The 8,759-nt window shown below is 73.0% G+C and carries 8 protein-coding genes and 1 pseudogene; all 9 read left to right on the top strand.

From position 1 onward, the window contains the following. The first annotated feature begins 679 nt into the window (after positions 1-679). The gene (locus ACZ62B_RS35125) at positions 680-2,536 is read left to right on the top strand and encodes a sensor histidine kinase (protein ID WP_468890608.1); all 1,857 of its coding nucleotides are present in this window, start codon (positions 680-682) and stop codon (positions 2,534-2,536) included. Positions 2,537-2,592: 56 nt separating this feature from the next. Beyond that, a complete protein-coding gene (locus ACZ62B_RS35120; protein ID WP_019522568.1) occupies positions 2,593-3,027 on the top strand; it encodes a roadblock/LC7 domain-containing protein in 435 nt (144 codons plus the stop codon). Between the two features lie 2 nt (positions 3,028-3,029). Further along, complete coding sequence (locus ACZ62B_RS35115; RefSeq protein ID WP_344555695.1) at positions 3,030-3,401, top strand: DUF742 domain-containing protein; 372 nt, start codon at positions 3,030-3,032, stop codon at positions 3,399-3,401. After that, positions 3,379-4,008, top strand: a complete 630-nt coding sequence (locus ACZ62B_RS35110) for a GTP-binding protein (RefSeq protein WP_344555513.1) — start codon at positions 3,379-3,381, stop codon at positions 4,006-4,008. Before ACZ62B_RS35115 ends, ACZ62B_RS35110 begins: the two co-directional genes overlap by 23 nt. A gap of 58 nt (positions 4,009-4,066) precedes the next feature. Next, complete coding sequence (locus ACZ62B_RS35105; protein WP_344555515.1) at positions 4,067-4,642, top strand: GAF domain-containing protein; 576 nt, start codon at positions 4,067-4,069, stop codon at positions 4,640-4,642. Between the two features lie 183 nt (positions 4,643-4,825). Beyond that, positions 4,826-5,854 (top strand): L-threonine 3-dehydrogenase, encoded by a 1,029-nt coding sequence (gene tdh, locus ACZ62B_RS35100; protein ID WP_344555516.1) that lies wholly within the window; start codon positions 4,826-4,828, stop codon positions 5,852-5,854. 28 nt (positions 5,855-5,882) lie between these two features. After that, positions 5,883-7,082 carry a glycine C-acetyltransferase gene (locus ACZ62B_RS35095; protein ID WP_344555517.1) on the top strand — a complete coding sequence of 400 codons (1,200 nt, stop codon included), beginning with the start codon at positions 5,883-5,885 and terminating at the stop codon, positions 7,080-7,082. Between the two features lie 36 nt (positions 7,083-7,118). Next, entirely contained in the window at positions 7,119-8,024 is a 906-nt protein-coding gene (locus tag ACZ62B_RS35090; RefSeq protein WP_344555519.1) for a LysR family transcriptional regulator, read from the top strand. Between the two features lie 6 nt (positions 8,025-8,030). Next, positions 8,031-8,732: pseudogene (locus ACZ62B_RS35085) on the top strand (NAD(P)/FAD-dependent oxidoreductase); the annotation flags it as partial. Positions 8,733-8,759: the final 27 nt, after the last annotated feature.

Here is an 8,759-nt window from a genome sequence, read left to right as displayed (position 1 = left end):
GTCGACGAGAAGCTCCGACATGGCGGTGTCCTTTCCTGGGGTGTCACGAGCTTGGACCGGCCGGGAGCCACAAACTCATCGGCCGCGCCGTGGAGCAGCGACGGCTACCGCCATGCGAGCGATCGGTAGCCCCTACCTGAACACCGTACGCGGAGGAACGGTTTCGGTGTCCCGGCCCTACCGTTACGGACGGTGAGGTTCTGGCCGAAGGGATGGTGTGCGTCGGCGGTGCTCGCCGGCCCCCGACGGTCGAAGCGGGTGCCCGCACGGGTGCGGTGCCCATGGGTTCCCGTGGCCTCGCCGAACCCGCGGCGACCACTTGTGACCAGCCTCGATCGCCGACTGGCCACTCCCGATCCCTTTCGCCGAAGGGTTATCGGTCTGTCGTACGAAGCCTCATACCAGAGCGCGATGCTGTCCGCATGAGTTTGTCAACTGCCCACCGCACATGATGCGGTGGCGACTACGGTGAGTGTCGGTCGGGCGGCATCGCGGCACCTCACGTCGAAGGGCGCGCCGCGCCAAAGAGCCGCGTCCAGCAGTCGGATCAGGGAGCGGGGACCGGTACGTGCAGCCACAAGGCGGACGAGGGAGTGGACGGGGCGAGGCGCCCCGACGCCCGGGCCCGGCCGGAGCCCCGGGGCAGGGTGGAGCGCGGGGCGCCGTCGGCATCACGGTCATGGCCCGCGAGCCGGACCGCGCCGATGCGAACCCCGCCGACACCCGGGCCGGCCGGACCGGTCCGGCCGCCCGCGCGGACCGCCGTGAGGGCGGACGGCACGGCAGGCCGCCCGCACGGACCGCTCCCGCGCCGCCCGAGGCGCCGATACGGCCCCAACTGCTGCGTCTCGCCGTGCTCCCGCCCGTGGCGGTGGCCCTCAGCGCCTGCGCGGCCGTGCTCTTCACCGTCCGTTCCACCGGGGTCCGGCCGAGCCTCACCCTGTGGGCCGTCCTCGGCGGCGCCACCTCGGTGACGCTCGCCGGCATCGTCATCGCCGCCGTGGCCGCCGACCGCGCCGCCCGGTCCGTGCGCGACCGCATCGGCACACTGCGCCGCAGCACCGCCCGGCGCGAGGCCGACCTGGGCACCCTCGTCGAGACACTGCGCCGCGGCGACGCCCCGCCCCCACGCGGGCGGGACGAACAGGCCGACGACACCGACGACTTCGACCTGCTCGCCGCAGACCTCGCCCGCGCGCACGACGGGGCCGTCCACGCCGTCGTACAGGCGTCCCAGCTCTCCAGCCAGACCGGCAGCGAACAGAAGCTCGAGGTGTTCGTCAACCTCGCCCGGCGCCTGCAGTCCCTGGTGCACCGCGAGATCTCCATCCTCGACGAGCTGGAGAACGAGATGGAGGACCCCGACCTGCTCAAAGGGCTCTTCCACGTCGACCACCTCGCCACCCGCATCCGCCGCCACGCCGAGAACCTCGCCGTGCTCGGCGGGGCCGTCTCCCGGCGGCAGTGGAGCAACCCGGTCTCCATGACCGAGGTGCTGCGCTCGGCGATCGCCGAGGTCGAACAGTACTCACGGGTCAAGCTCGTGCCGCCGATCGACGGCACCCTGCGCGGGCACGCCGTCGCCGACGTCATCCACCTGCTCGCCGAACTCGTCGAGAACGCCACGGTGTTCTCCGCCCCGCACACCCAGGTGCTGCTGCGGGCCAGCCTCGTCACCTCCGGGCTCGCCGTCGAGGTCGAGGACCGCGGACTCGGCATGCCCGTCGGCGAGCAGGACCGGATGAACGCGCTGCTCACCGACCCCGACCAGGTGCATGTCGCCAGCCTGCTGGCCGACGGCCGGATCGGCCTGTTCGTGGTCTCCCAGCTCGCCAAGCGGCACGGCATCCACGTACGGCTCCAGAGCAACATCTACGGCGGGGTCCAGGCCGTGCTCGTGGTGCCGCAGGCACTGCTCGGCACGGAGCCGGGGACCGTCGGCGGGCAGGACGCGGCCCCGCAGCCGCACGACCGCGGCGCCGCACCGACGGCCCGTCACATGTCCGTCGTACCGGCTTCCGCGGACGCTCCGACGCCGGGCGGAGGGCAGGCCCCGGCACCCGCGGCACACCTCACACCCGCCGTCCCCCGGCCCTGGCCCCCCACCCGGCCCCCGTCGCCCGCCGGCGACGCGCCCGCCCCGCCGCTGCCCCTGCGCGGTGCCCGTGAGGTGCGCCCCGGCCCCGCCGAGGCCGTACCCGGCGTCCACCACGGCGACCGGGACGACGCCCTCACGGACCACGGGACCACGCCCCTCATCCCGCGCGGCGGCACGGTGCGCGGCACCATGGACAGACCCCGGCTGCCCCGCCGCCGCGCCCAGGAGCACATCGTCCCGCAGCTCCGCGACGGCCCGGCGCCCCGCCAGGACACCGAGTACGTCGCCGGGCACGACCCCAACCTGATGGCCGCCTTCCAACGCGGCGTCAGTCTCGCGGAGGCCCGGCAGGAGTCCCCCGCCGCACCGCGGCCCGCCGTACCCGCACCCCCCACCGACCACCCCGCCCGACACGGCGGGAGCACGCCCGCCGGATGACCGGCACCACCCCCAGCGCTCCCGCAGACCTTCGTACCCCAAGGAGTCGATCCACCATGGCGAGCGATGCGCCGACCGCCCAGGTATCCGACCTCGACTGGCTGATGAGCGGCCTCGTGCAACGCGTACCGCACACCCGCAGCGCCGTACTGCTGTCCTGCGACGGACTGGTGAAGTCCGTGCACGGCCTCGACCCGGACGCCGCCGACCACATGGCCGCCCTGGCCTCCGGCCTGTACTCCCTCGGCCGCAGCGCCGGCGTCCGCTTCGGCGACGGCGGCGACGTCCGCCAGGTCGTCGTCGAGCTCGACTCGACCCTGCTGTTCGTCACCACCGCCGGCTCCGGCACCTGCCTCGCCGTCATGGCCGGCCGCGAGGCCGACGCGGCGGTGCTCGGCTACGAGATGGCGATGCTGGTCAAGTCCGTACGGCCGTACCTGATGACCGCTCCCCGCCAGCAGGGCGTCGAACCGCCGGCGATGAGGCCTTGAGCGTGACGGCGGCCGGTGACGGGCCCTGGCTCGACGACGCGGCCGGACGGCTGGTGCGTCCCTTCACGGTCAGCAACGGCCGCACCCGTCCCACCGTCGCCCTCGACCTCATGTCGCAGGTCAGAGCCACCGGCTCCACCCCCTTCGGCTACCTCGGCCCCGAGCACGCGCAGGCCCTCGACCTGTGCCGCGCTCCCGTCCCGGTCGCCGAGGTCGCCGCCCACCTCAGGCTGCCGGTGGCCGTCACCAAGGTGCTGCTGGCGGACCTCGTCGACTGCGGGGCGCTCACCGACAAGCCCCCCGCGTTCCACCACAACCCGACGGACCGGGCCCTTCTGGAGGCAGTGCTCGATGGACTACGACGACAGCTCTGACCACGTCGACGGCGCGGACCACGACGGCGACCCGTTCCCCACCGCACTCAAGATCCTGGTGGCGGGCGGGTTCGGCGTGGGCAAGACGACCTTCGTCGGCGCGGTCAGCGAGATCGCGCCACTCAGCACGGAGGAGCTCCTCACCACGGTCGGCGCCGCCACCGACAACCTCGACGGCATCGAGAACAAGGTCGAGACGACCGTGGCCATGGACTTCGGCCGCATCACCCTCGACGCGGAACACGTGCTGTACCTGTTCGGCACCCCCGGACAGGAACGCTTCTGGTTCATGTGGGACGAACTCTGCGAGGGTGCGCTCGGCGCGGTCATCCTCGCCGACACCCGGCGCCTGGAGGAGTGCTTCGCGGCGGTCGACTTCTTCGAACAGCGCGGTCTCGGGTTCGTCGTCGCCGTCAACGAGTTCGACGGCGCCTTCCGCTACGACCCCGGGGAGGTGCGCGCCGCCCTCGACCTCTCCGCGGAGATCCCCGTCGTCTGCTGCGACGCCCGGATCTCCAGCTCCGGAGTCCAGACCCTGCTGACCCTGGTCCGCCATCTCATCGCCCACACCCCGGCCGCCACGACGGGGTATGGCGCCCACATGTGATCCCCGCACACCCTCGGAGCCCGTATATGACCTTCCCCCATGACCTGGGAGCCCGCCCATGAGCTACGACCCGCCCCGCCCGGCAGGTCGTCTGCTGCTCACCCCCGAGGACGGCCAAGCGCCGGAGCGCGCCCGCAGGCTGCGCCGGCTGGGACTGGGGGACCACCCCGAGCCCGCGCTCGACGCCTTCGCGTACGGCCTCGCCGAGCTCACCGGCGCGCCGTACGCCATGGTCAACCTGCCCGGTGAGAGCGGGCAGTTCTTCGCGGGCCTGCACACCCCGCCCGTCGCACCGGTCGTGCGCGGCGACGGCACCGGCGCCCTGCTGGGCCGGGTGCTGCCCCGCGACCACGGCTTCTGCCCCCATGTGGTGGCCCGGCGCAAGGCGCTGGTCCTGGAGGACGTGAGCGACTACCCGCGGTTCGCCGGCAACCCGGTGGTGGACGAGTTCGGCATCCGCTCCTACATGGGCGCGCCGCTCATCGACAGCACCGGCATGGTGCTCGGCACCGTGTCGGTCACCGACGTCCAGCCCCGTGCCTGGGGACAGCCGGGGCTCGCCGCCATCAAGGCACAGGCCGCGGATCTCGTCGTACGGCTGGAGCGCCGGGAGGACGACGGGCTGCCGCCGTGAGTGCCTTCGAACGCCGCCGATGGGGTGACGGTGTGAAGGAAAGCTGTGGCCGCGCTTAAGAAATCCTCGATGGACCGGTGAGGGTGTCGTACGGCAGATTGCAGTGCGATTCCACTCCTCTTCCCGGACCGGGGCCGCTTCGGCGTGCCCACGGGCCGGGACTCACCCTCAGGAGCCGTAGCGTTGAAGGCGCTGGTCAAGGAGAAGGCGGAGCCCGGGCTGTGGCTCACGGACGTCCCGGAGCCCGCCGTCGGACCCGGCGACGTGCTGATCAAGGTGCTGCGCACCGGTATCTGCGGCACCGACCTGCACATCCGGTCCTGGGACGGCTGGGCCCAGCAGACGATCAGCACCCCGCTGGTCCTCGGGCACGAGTTCGTCGGCGAGGTCGTGGAGACCGGCGGGGACGTCACCGACGTCAAGACCGGTGACCGGGTCAGCGGCGAGGGCCACCTGGTGTGCGGCAAGTGCCGCAACTGCCTGGCCGGCCGCCGCCACCTGTGCCGGGCCACGGTCGGCCTCGGTGTCGGACGCGACGGCGCCTTCGCCGAGTACGTCGTGCTCCCCGCCACCAACGTGTGGGTGCACCGGGTGCCCGTCGACCTCGACGTCGCCGCGATCTTCGACCCGTTCGGCAACGCCGTGCACACCGCGCTGTCCTTCCCGCTCGTCGGCGAGGACGTCCTGATCACCGGCGCCGGCCCGATCGGTCTGATGGCCGCCGCCGTCGCCCGGCACGCGGGCGCGCGCAACGTCGTGATCACCGACGTCAGCGAGGAGCGCCTGGAACTCGCCCGCAAGATCGGCGCGACGCTGGCGCTGAACGTCGCCGAGTCGACCATCGCCGACGGGCAGCACACCCTCGGCCTGCGCGAGGGCTTCGACATCGGCCTGGAGATGTCCGGCCGCCCCGAGGCCATGCGCGACATGATCGCCAACATGACGCACGGCGGCCGGATCGCCATGCTCGGCCTGCCGGCCGAGGAGTTCCCCGTCGACTGGGCCCGCGTCGTCACCTCGATGATCACCATCAAGGGCATCTACGGCCGTGAGATGTTCGAGACCTGGTACGCCATGTCGGTGCTGCTGGAGGGCGGCCTGGACCTCGCCCCCGTGATCACCGGCCGCTACTCCTACCGCGACTTCGAGGCCGCCTTCGAGGACGCGGCCGGCGGCAAGGGCGGCAAGGTCATCCTCGACTGGACCGCGTAAGTCATCTGCCTCTCTAGGAGCTTCCAAGATGTTCGACTCCGTGCGCGACGACCTGCGCGCCACCCTCGACGAGATCCGCGCCGCCGGACTGCACAAGCCCGAGCGCGTCATCGGCACCCCGCAGTCCGCCACCGTGAACGTCACCGCCGGCGGCCGTCCCGGTGAGGTGCTCAACTTCTGCGCCAACAACTACCTCGGCCTCGCCGACCACCCCGAGGTGGTCGCCGCCGCCCACGAGGCCCTGGACCGCTGGGGCTACGGCATGGCGTCCGTGCGCTTCATCTGCGGCACCCAGGAGGTGCACAAGGAGCTGGAGGCGCGGCTGTCGGCGTTCCTCGGCCAGGAGGACACGATCCTCTACTCCTCCTGCTTCGACGCCAACGGCGGCGTCTTCGAGACGCTGCTCGGCCCCGAGGACGCGGTGATCTCCGACGCGCTGAACCACGCGTCGATCATCGACGGCATCCGGCTCTCCAAGGCCCGCCGCCTCCGCTACGCCAACCGCGACATGGCCGACCTGGAACGGCAGCTCAAGGAGGCGGCGGAGGGCGGCGCGCGCCGCACGCTCATCGTCACCGACGGCGTCTTCTCCATGGACGGCTACGTGGCCCCGCTGGACGAGATCTGCGACCTCGCCGACCGGCACGGCGCCATGGTCATGGTCGACGACTCGCACGCCGTCGGCTTCGTCGGTCCCGGCGGGCGCGGCACCCCCGAGCTGCACGGCGTCATGGACCGGGTCGACATCGTCACCGGCACCCTCGGCAAGGCACTCGGCGGCGCGTCCGGCGGCTATGTCGCCGCCCGCGCGGAGATCGTCGCCCTGCTGCGCCAGCGCTCCCGCCCGTACCTGTTCTCCAACACCCTCGCCCCGGTGATCGCCGCCGCCTCCCTGAAGGTCCTCGACCTGCTGGAGTCGGCCGACGACCTGCGCGTCCGGCTGGCGGAGAACACCGCGCTGTTCCGCCGCCGGATGACCGAGGAGGGCTTCGACATCCTCCCCGGCGACCACGCCATCGCCCCGGTGATGATCGGCGACGCGTCGAAGGCGGGCCGCATGGCGGAGCTGCTGCTGGAGCGCGGGGTGTACGTGATCGGCTTCTCCTACCCGGTGGTACCGCAGGGCCAGGCCCGCATCCGCGTCCAGCTCTCCGCCGCGCACTCCACCGAGGACGTGAACCGCGCGGTGGACGCCTTCGTGGCGGCACGGGCGGAGCTCGACGCCTGAGCGGAACACACCGAGCGATTTGAGACAATCGCATCCATGATCGAGGCACGGCGGCTCCACATCCTCCGTGCGGTGGCCGACCACCGCACGGTCACGGCGGCAGCCGCCGCGCTCTATCTGACCCCCTCGGCCGTTTCCCAGCAGCTCGCCGCCCTCGAGCAGGAGACCGGCCACCGTCTCGTCGAGCGCGGCGCCAAGGGCGTACGGCTGACCCCGGCCGGCGAGATCCTGCTCGGCCACACCAACGCCGTCCTCGCCCAGCTCGAGCGGGCCGAGGCCGAACTGGCCGCCTACGGGTCGGGGGAGGCCGGCACGGTCACGGTCGCCGCGTTCGCCACCGGGATCGCCGAGGTCGTCGCGCCCGCCGTGGCCCGTCTCGCCGGGTCGGCGCCCGGCATCCGCATCCGGGTCCAGGACGCCGAGGGCGACGCCAGTCTCCTGATGGTCCTGGACCGGCAGGTCGACGTCGCCGTGGCGGTCGAGTACCGCGGGGCGCCGCCCGCCGACGACCCGCGGCTGGCCCACGTACCGCTGTACGCCGAACCCTTCGACGCGGTCGTCCCCGTCACCCACCGTCTGGCCGACACCGCCGAGGTGCCGCTCGCCGAGCTGGCCAAGGACCCGTGGATCGGCCCGTACCCCGGCAACCCCTGCCACGACGTGGTCGTGCTGGCCTGTGAGAGCGCCGGGTTCCAGCCCCGCCTGGAGCACTCCTCGGACGACTTCCGCGCGGTGGTCGCCCTCGCCTCGGCGGACGTCGGCGTCGCCCTGGTGCCCCGCTCGGCGCTGCGCGGCATGGACCTCACGGGCGTGGTCGTGCGCCCGGTCGACGGGGTGGCCCCGACCCGCCGCGTCTTCGCCGCCGTCCGCCGCGGCGCCGAGGAGCACCCGCTGATCCGCCCGGTCCTGGACGCCCTCCGCGCGGCGGCCGGGGAGGCCTAGGCGGGCGCGGGGGTCGCACAGGCGGTCACCGACCCGTCGACGGCGGAGGCCCTCAAGCCCCGGTACCGCGGTGCGCCTGCAAGCGCCCCACCTTCTCCGACACGTACTACGCGGCCTTCAACCGGAGCAACGTCACCCTGGTCGACACCGCGGACACCCACGGCATCGAACGCGTCACCGAGGACGGTGTCGTGGTGGGCGGCACCGTGTACGCGCTCGACTGCCTGATCTTCGCCACCGGATTCTCCGTTGGCGTCTCCGGCGTCAGCTCCGGCAAGCTGCCCGTCCACGGCCGGGGAGGAGTCCGGTCGCTCGACGCGTGGGCCCGCCACGGCATCCGCACCCTGCACGGCTTCGCCGCCAACGGCTTCCCGAACCTGATGCAGAGGGGGTTCCCCGCAGAACGCCGGCGGCGTCGACTTCACACACGTCCTGGACGAACGGGCCGTGCACGCCGCCGCCCCGGTGGCGGCGGCCGAGGCCAAGGGCGCCCTCGTCGAACCGTCCCGCGAGGCGGAGGACGCCTGGATCGCCCCCTGTCCGAAGGCGCCCCCGACCACGAGTGGTTCCACGCCGAGTGCCCCCGGCCGCTACAGCCGCGAAGGGCGCGGACGGCCGGGCGGCCCGACGGCCTGTCCGCACGGCGCCCACGCCTTCCACGGACTCCTGCGCCGCTGGCGGGAGGAGTCCGTGGACGAGGTGCTCGCCCGACACCTGGCTCCTGACGCCCGGCGG

Source organism: Streptomyces sp. NPDC053426, assembly GCF_055585405.1.
This window is presented reverse-complemented; position numbering and strand designations above follow the sequence as displayed.